This is a genomic window from Streptomyces sp. AC555_RSS877 (assembly GCF_019049245.1).
Taxonomy (GTDB): Bacteria; Actinomycetota; Actinomycetes; order Streptomycetales; family Streptomycetaceae; genus Streptomyces.
Genome location: NZ_JAGMUK010000047.1, coordinates 12,463 through 30,394, shown reverse-complemented (window position 1 = coordinate 30,394; position 17,932 = coordinate 12,463). Strand labels below are relative to the sequence as shown.

The following is a 17,932-nucleotide window of genomic DNA, read 5'->3' as shown; positions in this document are numbered from 1 at the left end:
GACGTCGCAATCCACACCGAACCGGAAGGCCCTCACCTGTTTCAAGATCCCTCAGCCGAGACCTGACTCACCTGTCCACAACCTCCCCGGACAGAACAGCTAGGGCCCGCAAAAATGGCCCGCAAAAAAAGGAGGCATGATCTGACAGCACCTGTCAGGTCATGCCTCCAAGTGACCAGGAAGGTCAGCGCTTGACGAGCTTCCAGGCGGAGGGCAGCAGGCCCATCGCCAGGGCCGCCTTCACGGCGTCGCCGATCAGGAACGGGGTCAGGCCGGCCGCGATCGCGGCGGACACCGAGAGGTCGGCCGCGTAGGCGAGGTACGGGACACCGACGGCGTAGATGATCGCCTCGCCCACGAGCATGGTGCCGGCCATGCGGAGCATCGAGCGGTCGGCACCTCGGCGGGCCAGGGCGCCCACGACCGTGGACGCGAGGATCATGCCGAGGATGTAGCCGAAGGACACGGAGACCCCGGAGGTGCCGTTCGCGAACCACGGCACCCCGGCGAGACCGGCCAGCGCGTACACGACGAGCGCGGAGAGGCCGCGGCTCGCGCCGAGCGCCGTGCCGACCAGCAGCGCGGCGAAGGTCTGACCGGTCACCGGCACCGGGGAGCCCGGCACGGGCACCGCTATCTGGGCGGCGAGGCCGGTGAGCGCGGCGCCACCGACCACGAGGGCCACGTCCCGGACACGGGAGGCGGGGAGCAGGTCGGCGAGGACCTGTCCCGGGCGGGCGGGGACGGCGGCAGCGGTGCTCATGGGGACTCCGCGAGATGGTGTGGGCACGGGGGACTTGGCGACGCTATCCCAGCGCCCTCGGGTCGATCACCGTCAGCGCCCGACAAAGGGGGGAACACGGGATTGGTGGGCTCCGGACAAAGGATGCGGGTTACACCGGCCACGAGGTGATGCCGGTCACTGAGGTGACGTGGTGTGGGGTACGAAGGGGCGGCGAGCGGGATCTGTCGGGTCCCGCCAACGAGATGCGCGGCGTGGACACCCGTCGTCTCGCCCGTCGGTCGCCGTCTGGGCAGCGCGGGAGCCTTTTGCTAGCTTCAGCGCATGGTTTCCCAGGCCCGGAACTTCTCGTCGCGTCGCCACGTCGACCTGCGACGCGTGGGCACGGCCGTCTGTCGCCGCCGCTAGGTCGGGGCGGGCGGAGCGGATCCGGTGCGCCTCGACTCATGAGTCGGCGCACTGTCGGACCCGTTCCCGAGGATGACCCCCATGCCCCGTACCGCGGCTGCACACCCTCCTGCCTCCCCGTCTCCGCCTTCTTCCCTTCCGCGTGCCGCCGATCCCGACCGGCGCCGGACCAGTGCCAGCGTCGTGCTGCGTTCCGTGCTGGAGCACGGGCCGGTCGCGCGGAGCACCATCGCCCGGCTGACCGGGCTGTCTCCGGCGTCGGTGACCGACTACTGCGCCCGGTTCGCGCGGCTCGGCCTGATCCGTGAGGCAGCCGCGCCCCGGCAGTCCAAGGGGGTGGGCCGCCCTCATGTGCCCGTCGACCTGGACGACTCCCGGTTCGTCATGGGTTCGGTCCATGTGGCCGTGCCCTACACCACGGTCGCGCTGCTGGATCTGCGCGGCCGGGTGGTGGCCGAGCGGCGGCTGCGGCACACCGGGACCGTCGAGCCCGCGCGGGTGCTGGCACGGGCCGCCGACGAACTGGCGGCGCTGCTGGCCGGGGCTCCGGGGTGCCGGGCGCTGAGCGCCGGTGTGGCGGTCGGCGGCTGGGTGGACCGGGACTCCGGGACCGTGGTCGCGCACCCGCTGCTGGGCTGGCGGGATGTTCCGGTGCGGGATGTGGTCGGCGCGCACACCGGGCTGCCGGTCCATGTGGACGGACATGCGCGGGCGTTGGTCAACGCGGAGCGGTTGTTCGGGCGGGCGCGCGGCAGCGGCAGCGTGCTGCACCTGTTCGTCGGCAACGTGGTCGACGCGGCGTTCGCCACCCACGACGAGGTGCACCACGGGCCGCGGAGCCAGGCGGGTGCCATCGCGCATCTGCCGGTGCCGGGCGGCACGGAGGCCTGCGCCTGCGGGCGCACCGGCTGCCTCCAGGCCGAGTTGAGTGAGCGCACGCTGTGCCGGCGGGCGCGGGAGGCGGGTGTCACCGACGGCGTGAACCCGATGCACGTGGTCGCCGCGGCGGCCGACGGCGACCTGGCCGCCGTACGGCTGCTGGTGGACCGTGCGCGTCGGGTCGGGCGGGCGGTCGGGCTGCTGCTCGACGTGCTCAATCCGGAGACCGTCGTCGTCACCGAAATAGGCGTCCTGCATCGCGCGGACTGCCTTGCCGCGCTGCGGGACGAGGTCGGGGCGGAGCGGGCCGCGGCCGTGGTGCCGACGAGTTTCGGGGATTCCGTGCTCGCCGTGGCGGGCGGAGCAGTGGCTCTGGACGTGCTCTACCGGGATCCGCTGGGCGCCTCACCTGAGCGGAATTAATTCAGAAACGCGGAATGTTGACAGGGCCGGTCCGAGGGAAGGAACATCCTGGTCATGAGCTGTCGCACCCTCTGTTGCTGACGCGTTGCCGCGCTTGAAGCGCGCGCCCACCTCTCTTCCCGCGTGAATTCCCTTGTCGGGCCTCGGGCTTTCCCCTGCCTGGAATCGCGCGCGTTTCCCTTCACTTCACGCTTCACGTCTCGCTTCACTTCTCGGCTTACGGAGACCTCCCATGCCCTCCCCACCCACGCCCGGAATCGACCGACGGCTCTTTCTCACCTCCCTGCTCGGCGTCTCCGCCGCTGCCGCCGGCCTCAGCGGCTGCACGGGCAGCAGCGCCGCGGCCTCGAAGACGTCCCTCTCCGAGCCGCTGGCGAAGACGGTCCCCGCCGGCACCAGCCTGAAGATCGCCTCGTACCAGAACGTCCAGCAACTCCAGTTCAAGCTCGCCGGGTTCGACGACCTTCCGTTCAAGGTGAGCAGCTGGGCGAACATAGGCGCCGGACCCGACGTCATCAACGCTTTCCGCGCCGGATCCCTGGACGTCGCCAACAACGCGGGAATTCCGCCGATCCAGGCGCAGTTCCAGGGCTACGACGCGAAAATCGTCGCGATCAACATCACCCGCAGGCCGAACTACCTCTTCGCCACCAAGCCCGGCAGCGACATCCGCTCGATCGAGGAATTCAGGGGAAAGAAGCTCGCCTTCTCGCAGGGCCAGGCCCAAGGCGTCGTACTCCTGCGGGCGTTGAAGAAGGCCGGGCTGGCGTACGACGACGTGACACTCGTGCCGCTGACCAGCAACCAGTTCCTCACGGCACTGCAGTCGGGCCAGGTGGACATCGCGCCGCTCGCCAACCAGCAGGCGCCCGCCTATCTCCAGCAGTACGAGTCCAAGGGCGCCCACGCCATCACCACGGACGTCGTGGACCTGCTCAACCTGCTGTGGGCGCCGGCCTCCGTGCTGTCCGACTCCGCGAAGGCCGCCGCGGCCGCCGCGTACATCCCGTACTGGGCGAAGGGCCAGGTGTGGCAGTACGAGCACCCGGACGTCTGGAACGAGGAGTTTTACGTCAAGACGCAGAACCTGAGCCTCGCGCAGGCACGGTCGATCACCGAGCTCGCCAACAAGCCGTTGTTCCCGCCGAGTTGGGACGAGGCCCTGAAGTGGGAGCAGGAGACCGCCGATCTGCTCGCGGAGGGCGGCTTCGTCAAGAAGCTCAAGGTCGACTCGCTCTTCGACCGGCGTTTCGAGGGCATCGCGGCGAAGTCCGTACCGGCGGAGTACCGGAGGTGAGCGCCACCGTGACCACGACCGCCACCGCGCCCGTCACGCCGACCGAGGCCGGCAGTCCCCAGGTCCGCCGACGCCGCCGCCTCTCCCCCGGCCACCGGCTGCCCGCCACCCGTCTCCTCGGCCCCGCCCTCGTCCTCGCCCTGTGGGCCGCCGCCTCCGCCGCCGGACAGCTCGACCCGGGCGCGATCCCGGCGCCCTGGACGATGCTGGAGACCGGCGTCCGCCTGTGGACCGACGGCACCCTGCCCAACGACATCCTGACCTCGCTGCAACGCGCCGGGTCAGGCTTCGCGATCGGCCTGACCGCGGGCATCGCCCTGGCCCTGGCCGCCGGGCTCAGCCGGACCGGCGAGGCGCTGATCGACGGGTCCGTGCAGCTCAACCGGGCGATCCCGACGCTCGGCCTGATCCCGCTGTTCATCCTCTGGCTGGGCATCGGCGAGACCTTCAAGGTCGCGATCATCGCGATCGTCGTCTACATCCCGATCTACCTGAACACTCACTCCGCCCTGTCCGGAATCGACCACCGCTACGTCGAACTCGCCGAGGTCCAGGGCCTGTCGCGGTACGCCTTCATCCGGCGGATCGTCATCCCCGGCGCCCTCCCCGGCTTCTTCGTCGGGCTGCGGCTCGGGGTGACCGGATCCTGGCTGGGCCTGGTCGTGCTGGAGCAGATCAACGCCACCAGCGGACTCGGCTACATGATGTTCCAGGCCCAGAACTACGGCCAGACGGACGTCATCCTCGTCGGCCTGGTCGTCTACGGCGTCTTCGGCCTGATCTCCGACAGCGCGGTCCGTCTGATCGAACGGAGGGTGCTGTCATGGCGCCGCACACTGAGCAACTGACCCGCCCGGCCGTCCAGCTCCGGGGCCTGACCAGGTCGTTCGACGGACGTACGGTCCTCGACGACATCGACCTCGACCTCCCCGCCGGACAGTTCACCGCCCTGCTCGGGCACAGCGGCTCCGGCAAGAGCACGCTGCTGCGGGCGGTCGCCGGCCTCGACCACGAGGTCGCGGGGAGCGGTCGGCTGACCGCGCCGGAACGGGTGTCGGTCGTCTTCCAGGACTCGCGGCTGCTGCCCTGGCAGCGCGTCCTCGACAACGTCCTGCTCGGCCTCGACGGCAAGGAGGCGGAGCGGAGGGGCCGCGAGGCCCTGGCCGAAGTGGGCCTGAAGGGCCGCGAACGGGCCTGGCCGAACGAGCTGTCCGGCGGCGAGGCGCAGCGCGCCGCCCTGGCCCGTTCCCTGGTTCGTGAGCCGGAGCTCCTGCTGGCCGACGAGCCGTTCGGCGCCCTGGACGCGCTCACCCGGATCCGGATGCACGTCCTGCTGAGGGAGCTGTGGGAACGCCACCGCCCCTCCGTGCTGCTCGTCACCCACGACGTGGACGAGGCGATCGTGCTCGCCGACCGGGTCCTCGTCCTCGACCAGGGCCGCATCGGCCTCGACCTGACCATCGACCGCCCGCATCCGCGCTCGTACCGCGATCCGCTGCTCGGCGAGTACCGGGAGCGGCTGCTGGCCGCCCTCGGCGTGACGGAGGACCACAAGTGACCACCAGACAACTCCACCTGAACGCGTTCCTGATGAACACCGGCCATCACGAGGCGTCGTGGCGGCTGCCCGAGAGCGACCCGTACGCGCACGTGGACCTCGCCCACTACGTCCACCTCGCCCGGATCGCCGAGCGCGGCACCTTCGACTCGCTGTTCCTCGCCGACGGACCGCAGCTGTGGGGCAACCTGGCCCAGCGGCCCGCCGGAGCCCTGGAGCCGCTCACCCTGCTGACCGCCCTGGCGACGGCCACCGAGCACATCGGCCTGATCGCCACCGCCTCCACCTCCTACAACTCCCCCTACAACCTGGCCCGCAAGTTCGCCTCGCTCGACATCATCAGCGGCGGCCGGGCGGGCTGGAACATCGTCACCACGGCCGGTGCCGAGGCCGCCCGCAACTTCGGTCTCGCCGCCGAGCCCGCGCACGCGGAGCGCTACGCCCGCGCCGCCGAGTTCCTCGACGTGGCCCTCAAGCTGTGGGACAGCTGGGAGGACGACGCGATCGTCGCCGACAAGGCGTCCGGTGTCTGGGGCGACGACACGAAGGTCCATCCGCCCCGGCACCAGGGGACGTACTTCAGCGTCGAGGGCGCCCTCAACGTGCCGCGCACCCCGCAGGGTTACCCACTGCTGGTGCAGGCGGGGTCGAGCGAGGACGGAAAGCGCTTCGCGGCCCGGTACGCGGAGGCCGTGTTCACCGCCCAGCAGACCATCGAGGACGCCCAGGCCTTCTACGCCGACCTCAAGTCCCGTACGGCGGCGGCCGGTCGCGACCCGGACCACATCAAGGTGCTGCCCGGCATCGTCCCGGTGATCGGGTCGACGGAGGCGGAGGCCCGTAAGAAGGAGCAGCTCCTCGAAGACCACATCGTGTACACGCACGGAGTGGCCCGGCTGGAGAGCCTGCTGCAACTGGAGCCGGGGACACTGGAGTTGGACGCCCAGCTCCCCGCCGACCTGCCGCCGGAGAGTGCCATCGAGGGCGCCAAGAGCCGCTACACCCTCATCGTCGGGCTCGGCCGGCGCGAACGCCTCACCGTGCGGCAGCTGGTCGGGCGGCTCGGCGGCGGCCGCGGCCACCTCACCTTCGCGGGCACACCCGAGCAGGTCGCCGACGCGATCGAGACGTGGTTCACGCAGGGGGCCGCCGACGGCTTCAACATCATGCCCGCGGTGCTGCCCTCCGGCCTCGACACCTTCGTCGACCACGTCGTCCCGATCCTGCGCACCCGCGGCCTGCTCCGCACGGAATACGGCCCGCGCCGGACCCTGCGCGAGCGGTACGGCCTCCCGCGCCCCGCCAACCAGTACGTCACGCCCGCGCTCGCCCGAGCCTGAAAGGACCCGCACATGTCCCACTTCGATATCCGCAAGGTCACGGCCAACATCGGCGCCCGGATCAGCGGCGTCGACCTCGCCAAGCCCCTCGACGAGGAGACGGTCGCCGCCCTCCGCGACGCGTTGAACACCCACAAGGCCCTGGTCTTCGACGACGTCGATCTGGACGACGAGGGCCAGCAGGCCTTCGTCCGGCACTTCGGGGACGTCACCACCGCCCACCCGACCGTGCCGTCCGTCGAGGGCGTACCGAACGTCCTGCCCGTCGACAGCGAGCGCGGCCGCGCCGCCAACAACTGGCACACGGACGTCACCTTCGTCCTCAACCCGCCGCAGGCCAGCACCCTGCGCAGCATCACGGTCCCGCCGTACGGCGGCGAGACCCTGATCGCCAGCTCGGCCGCCGCCTACCGCGATCTGCCGCAGCCGCTGCGGCTGCTGGCCGACACCCTGTGGGCGGAGCACACCAACGACTACGACTACGCCGTACCTGAGGAGACGGTCGACGAGGCGCAGGCCGCCGCCCGCGCGCAGTTCACGTCGATCAAGTACCGCACGGCTCACCCGGTGGTCCGTGTCCACCCGCTGACCGGTGAACGCGGCCTGTTCATCGGCGGTTTCGCGCAACGTCTGGTGGGCCTCTCGGTGGGCGAGTCCCGCAAGATCCTCGACCTGCTCCAGGCGTACGTGACCCGCCCGGAGAACGTCCTGCGTCACCGCTGGTCGGAGAACCAGCTCGTCCTGTTCGACAACCGCATTACCCAGCACTACGCCATCGACAACTACGACGGCCTGCCCCGCCGCCTGCACCGGGTGACCGTCGCCGGTGACGTGCCGGTGGGCGTGGAGGGCAAGGAGAGCTACGTGATCGAGGGGGACGCCTCGCACTACACCTCCGTGGCGGCGTAACCACGCTGTGTGGCGTGGGCGTCCGCATGCTGGGCGGTCTCTCCTTCCGGCCGGAGGGGCTGCCCAGACTGTGGGCGTTTTGCCCATCTCACGCATTGGACGAGCCGCGCCCATGCCTCGCACCTCCACGAAGACTCCCCCCACGGACGTCTCCCTGTCCCACGGCCTCAAGCAGCGCCACCTGTCGATGATCGCCCTCGGCGGTGTCATCGGCGCCGGCCTGTTCGTCGGCTCCGGCGCCGGAATCGCCGCCGCCGGCCCGTCGATCGTCATCGCGTACGCCCTCTCCGGCATCCTCGTGATGCTGGTGATGCGGATGCTCGGCGAGATGTCGGCCGCCTACCCGTCCTCCGGTTCCTTCTCCGCGCACGCCGAGCGCGCGATCGGTCCCTGGGCCGGTTTCACCGCCGGCTGGTCGTTCTGGGTCCTGCTCTGCACGGCCGTGGGTCTGGAGGGCATCGGCGCGGCGAAGATCGTGACGGGCTGGCTGCCGGGCACGCCGGAGTGGGCCTGGGTGGCGCTGTTCATGCTGGTCTTCTGCGGCGCGAACCTCGCCGCGGTGAAGAACTTCGGCGAGTTCGAGTTCTGGTTCGCGGCCCTGAAGGTCGGCGCGATCACCCTGTTCCTGGTCCTCGGCGTCCTGGCGATCGCGGGTGTCCTCCCGGGCACGGACGCGCCGGGCACGTCGCATCTGAGCGACTTCCTCCCCAACGGCGGCGAGGGCCTGGTCATCGGCCTGCTCGCCTCGGTCTTCGCGTACGGCGGCCTGGAGACCGTCACCATCGCGGCGGCCGAGTCGCAGGATCCGGTCCGCGGTGTGGCGAGCGCGGTCCGTACGGCGATGTGGCGCATCGCGCTCTTCTACATCGGCTCGATGGCGGTCATCGTCACCCTCGTCCCCTGGGACTCGAAGGCGGTCGTCGAGAAGGGCCCCTACGTGGCCACGCTCGACGAGCTCGGCATCCCCGGCGCCGGCCAACTGATGAACGTGGTCGTCCTCGTGGCCCTGTTGTCCGCGATGAACGCCAACATCTACGGCTCCTCCCGCATCGCCTACTCGCTGGTCGAGCGCGGCCAGGGCCCCCGGGCGCTGGGCCGGGTCTCGGGCGGGGTCCCCCGCGTCGCGGTCCTCGCGTCCTGCGTCTTCGGCTTCGTCTGCGTGCTCCTGAGCCACTGGCGCCCCGACGACGTCTTCCCCTGGCTCCTCAACATGATCGGCGCGGTCATCCTCGTCGTCTGGATCTTCATCGCGGTCTCGCAGCTCCGGCTCCGCCGCCGTCTGGAGCGGGAGACTCCGGAGAAGCTCGCGGTGCGCATGTGGGCGTTCCCGGTGCTGACGTGGGTGGCGCTGGCCGGGATGGCGACGATCTTCGTCCTGATGGCGCGGGAGCCGGACACGCGGGTGCAGTTGTACTCGACGGGCGGGATGACGCTGGTCCTGGCGGTCGCCGGGTACGCCTGGCAGCGGGCGCGCGCGAGGAGCTGACGTGCCATTTCCGTCGACGAACGGCCCTCACGACACGTGAGGGCCTTCTTTTTACCCACCCCTTCTTCTTGATAGCGTGCAGTTGCAAGCTGATTGCAATAAAAAGAGCGTCCTGCCTCGTGATCGTCTTCTCACCCTTCGCACGGCAGGCGGAATGACGAGGAAGCCCCCGCGAGGACGTGACTCGCGGGGGCTTCCTGTCGTCGGCGGGCAGTGCTCAGGGCTTGCGGGCCAGGCCGCCGTGCTGGCCGATCGGGGCGGGGGCGGGGGCGGTGCCGTCGGGGCGCCACAGGGGTACCGACACCACGCCGGGGTCGACCAGGTCGAGGCCGTCGAAGAAGGCGGCGATCCGGTCGACCGGGCGCAGGAAGTAGGGGACCGCGCCGGTCTCGTTGTAGGCGTCCTGGGCCTGCTCGTAGTCCGGGTCGGTGCCCCGGGAGCCGTCGTTGACGCAGAGGTAGCTGCCGGAGGGGAGGCCCTCCAGGAGGCGGCGGACTATGGCGCGGGCCCCGTCGTAGTCGGCGACATGGCCGAGGATGCCGCTGAGGATCAACGCGGTGGGGCGGGTGAGGTCGAGGGTCTTCGCGGCGGCGCGCAGGATCTGTTCCGGCTCGAAGAGGCTGATGTCCTCGTACGCCGTCGCGCCCTCGGGCGTGGACGTGAGCAGGGCGCGGGCGTGGGCGAGGACCAACGGGTCGTTGTCGACGTAGACGATCTTCGACTCGGGGGCGAGGCTCTGGGCGACCTCGTGGGTGTTGTCGACGGTGGGCAGGCCGGTGCCCACGTCGAGGAACTGCCGTACGCCGGCCTCCTGCACCAGGTACCGGATGCTGCGGCCGAGGAAGGCGCGGCTGCTGCGGGCGATGGTGACGATCCCGGGGAAGACGGCGGTGTAGGCATCACCGGCCAACTCGTCCACCGGGTAGTTGTCCTTGCCGCCGAGCCAGTAGTTCCAGATCCGGGCCGAGTGCGGCACCGACGTGTCGATCTCCGTCATGTGCCCATGGTGCTACGGCACGTCCGGGTTCGCACGGCTAATCGAGTGAGAGAAGTGCGGCAAAACCGTCGGACTTCACAAGCCCCGGTGAACACGCGGCTCACAGGGGCCGCGGAATGCGAGGTTTCGCGCGATCGTGGCGGAATGCCCAAGGAGAAGATGCTCCCCTGCCACACCTGCGGGACCTACCAGCCGCACCGGCAGCCGAAGGACGACCGGGAGCGGCAGATCATCCGCACACTGAAGCAGCTGAAGCCCCGCACCTACGTGGAGGACTTCTGGATCTGCGTCAGCGACGAACGGGACTGCCGCAACATCCGCCACCGGTGGAACGCCAAGCCGCTCCACCCGCCGGAGAAGATGCCCGAGCCGGAGTGAGTCCCGCCGGGGGCCTTACAGGTTGCTGAAGTCCGGGCCCTTGGTGCGGGTGCGCTTGATCTCGTAGAAACCGGGGATCGAGGCCACGGCGAGCGTGCCGTCCCACAGCCGGGCGGCCTCCTCGCCCTTGGGCGCCGGGGTCACGACCGGGCCGAAGAAGGCGATCTGCTCGCCGTCGGGGGCGGGGACGGCGATGACCGGGGTGCCGACCTCCTGGCCGACCTTGTCGATGCCCTCCTTGTGGGAGGCGCGCAGCTCGGCCTCGAACTCGAAGTCCTTCTGGTCGGCGTACTCGATCAGGTCGGCGGGCAGGCCCGCGTCCGCCAGGGCCGCCGCGATCGCCTCGCTGGTCGGGCCCTCGCCCTGGTTGTGGAAGCGGGTGCCAAGAGCGGTGTAGAGGGGGCCGAGGACGTCGGCGCCGTGCTTCTGCCAGGCGGCGGTCGCCACCCGCACCGGCTTCCACGCCTTGGTCGCGAGCATCTCCCGGTACTCCTCGGGGAGTTCGTCGATCTTGTCCTCGTTCAGCACCGCGAGGCTCATGATGTGCCACCGCACCTCGATGTCGCGGACCTTCTCCACTTCCAGGACCCAGCGGGACGTCATCCAGGCCCAGGGGCACAGCGGGTCGAACCAGAAGTCGACGGGGGTCTTGCCGGAGGTGCTCGCGGTCTCGGACATGGGTCTCCTTCACAGGGGGTCTTTCCGAGCTGCAACAGTGACCGGACCCCGCCCATTCCCTGCTGACCGGCGCCGGAGCCCGTGGCAGGATCAGCCTGTCCGCATACTGAACACCACCTGAGGGAGTGCCGCCCGTGCCCGGTGAGAATCTGTCCCGCGACGAAGCCCGGGAGCGGGCCGCCCTGCTGTCCGTGGACGGCTACGACGTCCGTCTGGACGTCCGCTCCGCCGTCGGCGACGAGACCGTGGACGGGCCGCGCACCTTCCGGTCCGTGACCACGATCCGCTTCCGGTGCGGCGAGCCCGGCGCGTCGAGCTTCGCGGACCTGATCGCGCCGAGTGTGACCGCCGTCTCCCTCAACGGCAAGGACCTCGACCCGGGCGAGGTCTTCGACGGCTCCCGGATCCTCCTGGAGGACCTGGCCGCCGAGAACGAGCTGGTCGTCGACGCGCAGTGCGCGTACTCCCGGACCGGTGAGGGCCTGCACCGCTTCGTCGACCCGGAGGACGGCGAGGTCTACCTCTACACCCAGTACGAGCCGGCCGACTCCCGCCGCGTCTTCGCCAACTTCGAGCAGCCGGACCTCAAGGCGCCGTTCCGCTTCGAGGTACGGGCGCCCGAGGAGTGGACGGTCTGGAGCAACGGCCTCGGCGAACTCACCGACGGTATCTGGCGGTTCGCTCAGACCCGGCCGATCTCGACGTACATCACGTGCGTCGTGGCGGGCCCGTACCACTACGTGACGGACGCCTACTCCCGGGTCCTGGACGACGGCACGACCCTGGACATCCCGCTCGGCGCCATGTGCCGCAAGGGCCTGGCCCCCTACTTCGACGCCGACGACGTCTTCCTCGTCACCAAGCAGGGCCTGGACTTCTTCCACGACCACTTCGACTACCCGTACCCCTTCGGGAAGTACGACCAGGCGTTCGTCCCCGAGTACAACCTCGGCGCGATGGAGAACCCGGGGCTGGTGACCTTCCGCGAGGAGTTCATCTTCCGCGGCAAGGTCACACAGACGTCGTACGAGGGCCGGGCGAACGTCATCCTGCACGAGATGGCGCACATGTGGTTCGGCGACCTGGTCACCATGGAGTGGTGGGACGACCTGTGGCTCAAGGAGTCCTTCGCCGACTTCATGGGCGCCTTCGCCCTGGTCGGCGCGACCCGCTTCACGGACGGCTGGATCACCTTCGCCAACCGCCGCAAGGCCTGGGCCTACCGGGCCGACCAGCTCCCCTCCACCCACCCCGTCACCGCCGACATCCGCGACCTCCAGGACGCCAAGCTGAACTTCGACGGCATCACGTACGCCAAGGGCGCGTCGGTGCTGAAGCAGCTGGTGGCGTACGTCGGGCAGGACGCGTTCCTGGAGGGCGCCCGGCGCTACTTCAAGCGGCACGCGTACGGCAACACGCGCCTCGGCGACCTGTTGTCGGTGCTGGCGGAGACCAGCGGCCGGGACATGGGCGCGTGGTCGCGGGCGTGGCTGCAGACGGCCGGGGTCAACTCGCTGACCCCGCAGGTGCTGCTGGCCCCGGACGGCCGGGTCGACGAGCTGGCGGTGCTGCAGGAGGCGGCGGAGTCGCACCCCGAGCTGCGCCCGCACCGGGTGGCGGTGGGCCTGTACCGGCGGTCCGCGTCCGGGGCGCCCGAGCGGTACGCGCGGGCCGAGGTGGACGTCGACGGTCCGCGCACGGTCGTGACGGAACTGGCCGGTTCCGAGGCACCGGACCTGATCCTGGTCAACGACGACGACCTGACGTACTGCAAGATCCGCTTCGACGAGACCTCGCTGGAGACCCTGAAGGGTCACCTGGGAGACATCACCGATCCGCTCGCCCGCGCCCTGTGCTGGTCGGCGCTGTGGAACATGACGCGGGACGCGCTGCTGCCGGCGCGGGACTTCGTGGAGCTGGTGCTGCGCTTCGCGGGCCGCGAGTCCGGCATCGGCGTCCTGCAGATGCTGCACGCATGGGCCAACTCGGCGCTGGTCAACTACGTGGCGCCGGCCTGGCGGGAGACGGGCGGCCGGCTCCTCGCGGAGGGCGCGCTGCGGGAACTGCGGTCCGCCGAGGCGGGAAGCCAGCACCAGCTGGCCTGGGCGCGGTTCTTCGCGACGGTGGCGTCCGGCGCGGACGACATGGAGTTGCTGCGCGGCCTGCTGGACGGCACGGCCGGCATCGACGGGCTGGAGATGGACCAGGAGCTGCGCTGGGCGTTCCTGCAGCCGCTGGCCACGCACGGGGTCGCGGACGAGAGGGTGCTGGCCGCCGAACTGGTCCGCGACAACACGGCGTCCGGCAAGCGCCACCAGGTCCGCTGCCTCGCCGCCCGACCGTCGGCGGCGGTCAAGGCGCAGGCGTGGGCGCAGCTCGTGGAGTCCGACGCCCTCTCCAACGCCCTGGTCGAGGCGACCCTCGCGGGCTTCGCCCAGCCGTCCCAGCGGGAGCTGCTCGCGCCGTACGCCGAGAAGTACTTCGCGGCGATCGAGCGGGTGTGGTCGGAGCGCTCCATCCAGATCGCCATGCACGTGGTCGAGGGGCTGTTCCCGTCCCTCCAGCACTCGCGGCAGACCCTGGACGCGACGGACGCGTGGCTGGCGGCCCACGAGGACGCGGCGCCGGCGCTGCGGAGGCTGGTGCTGGAGGCACGGGACGACCTGGCGCGGGGGCTGCGCGGACAGGCGTGCGACGCGGGAGCGGCCGGCTGACGAGCTCTGGCCCACGACGGGGCATTCCGTGACTGTTACGAAATTCAGGCAACAGGAGCCGTAACCCCTGGCCCCACCCGAATGGACCAGGGGTTTCCCTGCCCACTCGACATCCGAACACGTGTCCTTTAGTTCTGCCTTGTGCTGATTTGTCGACGAGCGTGTAACAGCGGTTAGGGGCCCGGCCGACTGCGGGAACCTGCACGCCATGAACCACAACACCCCGCTCCCGTCGGCTTCGCCGGTCTCCCCCCGCCCGCTGCGTCACCTCTCCGAGGTGCACCGTCGCGTCCTGACGGCCGCTCAGCTGCGCTCGCACGGCGTCGGGTCGGCCGAGACGAACGAGCAGTGCCGCCCGGGCGGCCCCTGGCAGCAACTGCTCCCCGGCGTCTTCCTGCTCCACCCCGGCCCGCCGACCAGCGAGGAGCGGCTGCACGCGGTGCTGATGTACGCGGCGAAGGAGCGGTCGGCGGGCGTCCCGGCCCAGCCGGGCGCGGAGGAACCGCACCGGACGGTGTACACGGAGGCGATGATCACCGGCCTGGCGGCGCTGACCCTGCACGGCTTCTCCGCCACGCCCCCGCTGACGGCCCTGGACCGGATCGACGTCCTGGTCCCCCGCCTGCGCCGGCTGCGCTCGACGGGCTGCGCCCACATCGTGCGTACGGCTTCCCTGCCCGCGCCGGAACAGGTCACCGGCCTGCCGCTCGCCCCGGTCCCGCGCGCCCTCGCCGACGCCGTGACCGAACTGACGGACGCGGACGCCGTCCGCCGCCTGCTGACCGAGGCCGTGCGCGCCGGCCACTGCGAACCCGCCTCGGTGGTACGCGCGTTGAACAACGCCAAGCTGCTGAGCCGCCCGCACGTGGTGGACGCGGTGGACTCCCTCCTCGCCGAAGGCCGGGCCATCGCGGAGGACCGCCTCTACACGATGGTGCAGGAGTACGGCCTTCCCGACCCGGTCTGGGACGTGGACCTGCGCCTGCCCGGCGGCCCCCACCTGGGCGGCCTGGACGCGTACTGGCCCGAGCAGGCGGTGGCGGTGGAGCTGGACACCCGCGCCCCCCGCCAGGACGACGACGCCCTCTGGTCCGAGTACGCCCGCAAGCGCGAGCACCTGGAGCGGCTCGGCATCACGGTCGTCCACATCACCCCGAAGAAGCTCCGGGACGCCATGGAGCAGCAGGCCGCGGTGGTCCGCACGGCCCTGATGGCATCCGGCGACCGCGACCCTGCCGCCTACGTCGTGGTGCTGCCCCGATAGGGACGGACCGGGGCGGGACGAGGAGGGAGGGGAGCGGAGGGGCCGACGGGTCGCGCCCGGTCACCCCGCCTCGCTACTCGCCGCAGTACTCCGCCTCCAGCACCGCCTCGCTGTCCCCCGACCAGTCCCCGTTGAAGTTGAAGGCGAGCGCGTGGCGGCCGTTCGCGGTGATCGTCGCCTCAGACGACGAGCCGTGGATGCCGCCGCCGTGGCACCACACGTGGACGCCACAGCTCCAGACCCGGGGCGGTACGCGAGGGTTGAGGACCACCGCGGCGGTTGAGCCGGCTTCAGCCCTTCTTGAGTACCAGCTCCGTGTTCCGGTCCTTCGACTCCCCGGCCAGGTCCGTCCGGGCGCCCGGCGCGTTGTAGGAGAGCTCGCGGTAGAGGGCGGCCAGGCCTGTCTGGGAGAGGTCGCTGAAGTCCGTGCGGTGGGGGGCGGTGGACTCGATGCACGTGGTGAAGATGGAGAGGGTGCCGTCCTTGTTGTCCACCAGCTCGATGACGCGGGCCAGCTGCGGGTAGTCGACGTGAGAGGCGGTGGAGATCTCCCAGAAGGAGCGGCCGTCGGGGGCGGAGTGCGGGGTGATGTCGTTGCGGTGGATGTGCCCGTTCACCCAGGCGAGGACGCCTGCGTGGCCGCCGAGGAGGGCGACGACCTCCTGGCCGGTGTGCCGCCGCTCGCCGGGCCGGGCCGGGTCGGGGCGGGTGTTGGTCATCGACTTACTGGTGTGGTGACTGAAGACGACCGCGTACGAGTCCTTGTTGTCGCGCAGTGTCTTGTCCAGCCACTTCAGCTGGGCCGTCCCGATGGAGCCGTTGTAGTGGCCGCCCGCGTCGGTGGTGTCGAGGCTGATGCCGATGACGTCGTCGGCGATGCGGAAGCTGTAGTACTGCGTGCCGGCGTCGACGTTGGCGGAGGAGTAGCCGTGGCCGACCGGGCCGACTCCCCTGTAGGCCGGGTCGAGGTGGGCCTTGAGGTAGTCGGCGGCCGTGTAGGGGGCGCGCTTCTCGTCCGGCGTGATGGAGCGCATGTCACGGACGTGCGCCTTGAGGAAGTCACGGAACGCGGTCCCCTGCGGGTCCCGGGCGTTCTTGATGGCGTCCTGGAGCTTCTTCGCCTCGGACGCGGACACACTCATCAGCTTCTTGCCGCCGATGGCGTACTGGGCGAGCCAGGAGTCGCCGTGGCCGTAGCAGCCGAGCGGCAGGGAGTCGTGGTTGCCGACGGTGGAGTACCAGGGCAGGTTGAGGCCGGGACTGTTCAACTCCCGTACGGCAGCGGCCAGGAACCCGTCCAGCTGCGGGAAGCCGAGCTGCTTGTCGGTGTCGCGCACGCTCGCGTCGGGCTGCCAGTACTGCTTGAGCCCGCTGTTCTGGACGCCCTCGTAGCGGCGCGGGTCACCGGAGTCGGGGGTGATCCGGCCGCCGCTCATCACGGTCAGGAACCACTCCAGCTCGGTCTTCGCGTTGTTGTCCGTGTTGTCGCCGGTCGTCATCGCGAAGTGCAGCGGGGCGCCGGTGACGGGGGCGCCCCGCAGCGCGTTGACCCGCTCCACCAGCGAGACCGCGCCGTGCACGGTCAGCGCCTCGTGTGGCCGCCAGGCGTGCACGTCCGCGGAGCGCAGGTACTCCAGGCGCATCGGGTGCTGGGCGTCGATCAGGTGCAGGTCGGTGAGCTGGACGAACGCGGCGAGGGTGGTCCGGCGTCCGGCCCGGCCGGTCTTCGGCGCGGCGAGCTCGACCCGCAGCCGCCGCTTCCAGCCGGGTCCGTCGCCGAGGCGCCGGTAGCCGGAGCCCGTGCGCGGGGCGGCGACGGAGGCGAGCGTGGTGCCGCGGGTGTACGGCGCGAGGGGCGCCGCGGGCGCGCTGCGGGACTGGGCGATGGGCGCCCCTTCGGCACGGGTGCCGGCGGCGTTGGTGGCCGCCCGGCTGTCGGTGGGCCGCAGGGCGTAGCCGACGCCCCCGGAGACGGTCACGGCCGCGGTGGCGGCGAGGACGGTACGGCGGTTGATCCCCAGCGCGGAGCTGGCGACAGAGCGTGTGCGCGACATGGCGCGATCTCCCCGAGTGCGAACTGCGTCGGCAGTGGTCGCGGGTGATCGCAGCCAGGTCCTGACGCGAACTTCCCGCTCTCACTGGATCGTTGGCACTGGGGGTGACCTGCGCGTGAACGAGACCGCAACGCGCAACGCCGATCACCGTACGTGGATCTTGGACTACCCTGCGCGTCCACGACCGCTCCCCGGACGGCCCGGAGGCGGTTACTCCGCGTTCATCTGCCCGGGTAGAGGCGGGGTTTCTGCAGTCGGCCGAAGGTGCCCGCCGACGGGCCGCTCGCGCCACAGGCGCAGCCCGATGTCGACCATCGACACCCGGTTCAGCGCGGGCACGGCGTCCAGGTCGTGCCAGTCGGCCATGTCGGTGGAGCCGCCGACCTCGTAGCGCAGGTCGCCGCCGGTGACCCTGCCCTCGTAGACGAGCCGTACACCGTGGTGGTCGACGGCACGGCCGAAGCGGCGGGGGAAGACCCGGCGGGACGAGTCCACGCCGAGCAGGCCGGTGACCTCGATGCGGTACCCGGTCTCCTCGGCCACCTCCCGCAGGACGGTGCCGTGGGGGTCCTCGCCGTGTTCCATGCCGCCGCCGGGCAGGACCCATTCGGGCGGGCCGCCGTCCGGTGCCGGGGAGCGGGAGAGCAGAAGTCGTCCGTCACGGACACATATGGCGTAGGCCGCCACCCTCAACTTCCGTCGCATCACAGGACGTTAACCCGGAGCGGCAACCGCTTGCCCCCGGAAGCACACCCCTTGGGAGGCTTGCCCCTTTCACCACCCATCTCCCCAAATGGCATCGGGG

The 17,932-nt window shown here is 70.8% G+C and carries 15 protein-coding genes and 1 pseudogene; 10 read left to right on the top strand and 6 right to left on the bottom strand.

Annotation, left to right across the window (positions count from 1 at the left end):
• Window positions 1-184 precede the first annotated feature (184 nt).
• Entirely contained in the window at window positions 185-763 is a 579-nt protein-coding gene (locus tag KUM49_RS20645) for a biotin transporter BioY (RefSeq protein WP_217238371.1), read from the bottom strand.
• 468 nt (window positions 764-1,231) lie between these two features.
• On the opposite strand from KUM49_RS20645, the gene KUM49_RS20640 reads away from it, so the two are divergent.
• The 7 genes from KUM49_RS20640 to KUM49_RS20610 all read left to right on the top strand — a co-directional run bounded on the left by KUM49_RS20640 (window position 1,232) and on the right by KUM49_RS20610 (window position 9,042).
• Window positions 1,232-2,452 (top strand): ROK family transcriptional regulator, encoded by a 1,221-nt coding sequence (locus KUM49_RS20640; RefSeq protein ID WP_217238370.1) that lies wholly within the window; start codon window positions 1,232-1,234, stop codon window positions 2,450-2,452.
• 232 nt (window positions 2,453-2,684) lie between these two features.
• Window positions 2,685-3,749 (top strand): ABC transporter substrate-binding protein, encoded by a 1,065-nt coding sequence (locus KUM49_RS20635; RefSeq protein WP_217238369.1) that lies wholly within the window; start codon window positions 2,685-2,687, stop codon window positions 3,747-3,749.
• Complete coding sequence (locus KUM49_RS20630; protein WP_217238368.1) at window positions 3,746-4,597, top strand: ABC transporter permease; 852 nt, start codon at window positions 3,746-3,748, stop codon at window positions 4,595-4,597. Before KUM49_RS20635 ends, KUM49_RS20630 begins: the two co-directional genes overlap by 4 nt.
• A complete protein-coding gene (locus KUM49_RS20625) occupies window positions 4,573-5,307 on the top strand; it encodes an ABC transporter ATP-binding protein (RefSeq protein WP_217238367.1) in 735 nt (244 codons plus the stop codon). The genes KUM49_RS20630 and KUM49_RS20625 overlap by 25 nt, the downstream gene beginning before the upstream one ends.
• Complete coding sequence (locus KUM49_RS20620; protein ID WP_308406676.1) at window positions 5,304-6,647, top strand: LLM class flavin-dependent oxidoreductase; 1,344 nt, start codon at window positions 5,304-5,306, stop codon at window positions 6,645-6,647. Before KUM49_RS20625 ends, KUM49_RS20620 begins: the two co-directional genes overlap by 4 nt.
• Before the next feature lie 12 nt (window positions 6,648-6,659).
• The gene (locus KUM49_RS20615) at window positions 6,660-7,556 is read left to right on the top strand and encodes a TauD/TfdA family dioxygenase (protein WP_217238366.1); all 897 of its coding nucleotides are present in this window, start codon (window positions 6,660-6,662) and stop codon (window positions 7,554-7,556) included.
• A gap of 112 nt (window positions 7,557-7,668) precedes the next feature.
• Window positions 7,669-9,042 (top strand): amino acid permease, encoded by a 1,374-nt coding sequence (locus KUM49_RS20610; protein ID WP_217238365.1) that lies wholly within the window; start codon window positions 7,669-7,671, stop codon window positions 9,040-9,042.
• 217 nt (window positions 9,043-9,259) lie between these two features.
• Here the strand turns inward: KUM49_RS20610 and KUM49_RS20605 are convergent, their stop codons facing one another.
• The gene (locus KUM49_RS20605; protein WP_217238364.1) at window positions 9,260-10,039 is read right to left on the bottom strand and encodes an SAM-dependent methyltransferase; all 780 of its coding nucleotides are present in this window, start codon (window positions 10,037-10,039) and stop codon (window positions 9,260-9,262) included.
• Between the two features lie 144 nt (window positions 10,040-10,183).
• Here KUM49_RS20605 and KUM49_RS20600 point away from each other — a divergent pair, with 144 nt between their 5' ends.
• Window positions 10,184-10,417: a hypothetical protein gene (locus tag KUM49_RS20600; protein WP_217238363.1), complete on the top strand. Its 234-nt coding sequence runs from the start codon at window positions 10,184-10,186 to the stop codon at window positions 10,415-10,417.
• Between the two features lie 15 nt (window positions 10,418-10,432).
• On the opposite strand, the gene KUM49_RS20595 is transcribed toward KUM49_RS20600, so the two are convergent.
• Window positions 10,433-11,095: a DsbA family protein gene (locus KUM49_RS20595; protein WP_217238362.1), complete on the bottom strand. Its 663-nt coding sequence runs from the start codon at window positions 11,093-11,095 to the stop codon at window positions 10,433-10,435.
• 134 nt (window positions 11,096-11,229) lie between these two features.
• Between KUM49_RS20595 and pepN the strand changes: the two genes are divergently transcribed.
• Both pepN and KUM49_RS20585 read left to right on the top strand, forming a co-directional pair.
• Window positions 11,230-13,809 (top strand): aminopeptidase N, encoded by a 2,580-nt coding sequence (pepN, locus tag KUM49_RS20590; RefSeq protein ID WP_217238361.1) that lies wholly within the window; start codon window positions 11,230-11,232, stop codon window positions 13,807-13,809.
• Between the two features lie 208 nt (window positions 13,810-14,017).
• Entirely contained in the window at window positions 14,018-15,073 is a 1,056-nt protein-coding gene (locus KUM49_RS20585; RefSeq protein ID WP_217238360.1) for a hypothetical protein, read from the top strand.
• A 73-nt stretch (window positions 15,074-15,146) separates the two neighbouring features.
• Here KUM49_RS20585 and KUM49_RS20580 read toward each other — a convergent pair.
• The 3 genes and pseudogenes from KUM49_RS20580 to KUM49_RS20570 form a co-directional block, all read right to left on the bottom strand.
• Window positions 15,147-15,308: pseudogene (locus tag KUM49_RS20580) on the bottom strand (peptidase); the annotation flags it as partial.
• A gap of 55 nt (window positions 15,309-15,363) precedes the next feature.
• On the bottom strand, window positions 15,364-17,127 hold the full coding sequence (locus KUM49_RS20575) for a TIGR03767 family metallophosphoesterase (RefSeq protein WP_217238359.1): 1,764 nt from the start codon (window positions 17,125-17,127) through the stop codon (window positions 15,364-15,366).
• Window positions 17,128-17,337: 210 nt separating this feature from the next.
• On the bottom strand, window positions 17,338-17,832 hold the full coding sequence (locus tag KUM49_RS20570; RefSeq protein WP_217238358.1) for an NUDIX hydrolase: 495 nt from the start codon (window positions 17,830-17,832) through the stop codon (window positions 17,338-17,340).
• Window positions 17,833-17,932 lie beyond the last annotated feature (100 nt).

What these genes read in the sequence shown, in the direction of transcription:
- KUM49_RS20600 (WP_217238363.1), top strand. Translation starts at nt 10,184, where the DNA reads ATGCCCAAGGAGAAGATGCTCCCCTGCCACACCTGCGGGACCTACCAG.
- KUM49_RS20625 (WP_217238367.1), top strand. Translation starts at nt 4,573, where the DNA reads ATGGCGCCGCACACTGAGCAACTGACCCGCCCGGCCGTCCAGCTCCGG.
- KUM49_RS20615 (WP_217238366.1), top strand. Translation starts at nt 6,660, where the DNA reads ATGTCCCACTTCGATATCCGCAAGGTCACGGCCAACATCGGCGCCCGG.
- KUM49_RS20635 (WP_217238369.1), top strand. Translation starts at nt 2,685, where the DNA reads ATGCCCTCCCCACCCACGCCCGGAATCGACCGACGGCTCTTTCTCACC.
- KUM49_RS20605 (WP_217238364.1), bottom strand. Translation starts at nt 10,039, where the DNA reads ATGACGGAGATCGACACGTCGGTGCCGCACTCGGCCCGGATCTGGAAC.
- KUM49_RS20595 (WP_217238362.1), bottom strand. Translation starts at nt 11,095, where the DNA reads ATGTCCGAGACCGCGAGCACCTCCGGCAAGACCCCCGTCGACTTCTGG.
- KUM49_RS20610 (WP_217238365.1), top strand. Translation starts at nt 7,669, where the DNA reads ATGCCTCGCACCTCCACGAAGACTCCCCCCACGGACGTCTCCCTGTCC.
- KUM49_RS20570 (WP_217238358.1), bottom strand. Translation starts at nt 17,832, where the DNA reads ATGCGACGGAAGTTGAGGGTGGCGGCCTACGCCATATGTGTCCGTGAC.
- KUM49_RS20585 (WP_217238360.1), top strand. Translation starts at nt 14,018, where the DNA reads ATGAACCACAACACCCCGCTCCCGTCGGCTTCGCCGGTCTCCCCCCGC.
- KUM49_RS20645 (WP_217238371.1), bottom strand. Translation starts at nt 763, where the DNA reads ATGAGCACCGCTGCCGCCGTCCCCGCCCGCCCGGGACAGGTCCTCGCC.
- KUM49_RS20575 (WP_217238359.1), bottom strand. Translation starts at nt 17,127, where the DNA reads ATGTCGCGCACACGCTCTGTCGCCAGCTCCGCGCTGGGGATCAACCGC.
- KUM49_RS20640 (WP_217238370.1), top strand. Translation starts at nt 1,232, where the DNA reads ATGCCCCGTACCGCGGCTGCACACCCTCCTGCCTCCCCGTCTCCGCCT.